This window comes from Kitasatospora sp. MBT63, assembly GCF_000710465.2.
In the GTDB taxonomy this organism is placed as follows: domain Bacteria; phylum Actinomycetota; class Actinomycetes; order Streptomycetales; family Streptomycetaceae; genus Kitasatospora.
Genome location: NZ_JAIZ01000405.1, coordinates 1 through 834 on the forward strand (window position 1 = coordinate 1; position 834 = coordinate 834).

Below are 834 nucleotides of genomic sequence, written 5' to 3' on the forward strand. Positions count from 1 at the left end.
ACACCCGCCCTGTCGCTGACCGGGCCACGGAGCCAACCCCATACAACCGATACGGAGCAGCCCGATATGACAGACCCCATACTCACCGCGCAGGACCGATGCGACCGCTGCGGCGCTCAGGCCTACTTCCTCGCCCGGCTCGGCCAGGGCACCCTGCTGTTCTGCGCCCACCACGGCCGGCAGCACCAGACGGCCCTCGAGGACCGGTTCGTCGAAATCGTCGACGAAACGCACCGGCTCACTCCTGCGGCAGTCTGACACAGGTGTTCCCCTCGGCCCCGCTCAACGTGGCGGGGCCGAGGGGAACGCGCACGGAGGCGACGGCTCGCAGTCGGCCCGGATGCCCGGGGCAGCAGAGACGCCGACCCGTCCGGGACTCACACCGGCCGCCGGTGACAAGCCAGGGCGGACCGGCAGGACACCTCGCGCGGGGACCCGAACCCGGCCGTCCCGCCCCGCCGCTGAAGGGCCGAGGCCGTCAGGCCACAGCGAGGACGATCTTGCCGGTGCTACGGTCCTGCTCACCCAGCTCGTGCGCCTTGGCGGCGTCGGCCAGCGGCACGACGGCCCCGGCCACCGGCTTCAGTTCGCCCCGTTCCACCAGCGCGGCGATCTCCCGCAGGCCGAGCTGGTCCGGCTCCACCAGGACCCACACCGCCCGCACCCCGTCCCCGGCAGCCGGAACGTCGTCGGGCCCGGGCAGGGTGACCAGCCGGCAGCCTTCCCGCAGCACCTTCAGCGAACGCTCGGCCGCCTCTGCGCCGATTCCGTCCAGCACGACGTCGACATCGGAGACGACGTCCTCGAACCGCACCGCCCGGTAGTCGATCACCT

Annotated in this window: 2 protein-coding genes; one reads left to right on the top strand and one right to left on the bottom strand. The window is 72.3% G+C overall.

Features of this window, described 5'->3' with window-relative positions; genetic code table 11:
• The first annotated feature begins 66 nt into the window (after nucleotides 1–66).
• The gene (locus AA75_RS52280) at nucleotides 67–258 is read left to right on the top strand and encodes a hypothetical protein (protein ID WP_033822052.1); all 192 of its coding nucleotides are present in this window, start codon (nucleotides 67–69) and stop codon (nucleotides 256–258) included.
• A 220-nt stretch (nucleotides 259–478) separates the two neighbouring features.
• Here AA75_RS52280 and AA75_RS22820 read toward each other — a convergent pair.
• The coding region (locus AA75_RS22820) for a zinc-binding dehydrogenase (protein WP_033822053.1) at nucleotides 479–834 on the bottom strand (356 nt) is incomplete at its 5' end.

Bases quoted from the DNA above. Each gene is read 5' to 3' on its own strand.
- AA75_RS52280 (WP_033822052.1), top strand. From the start codon at position 67: ATGACAGACCCCATACTCACCGCGCAGGACCGATGCGACCGCTGCGGC.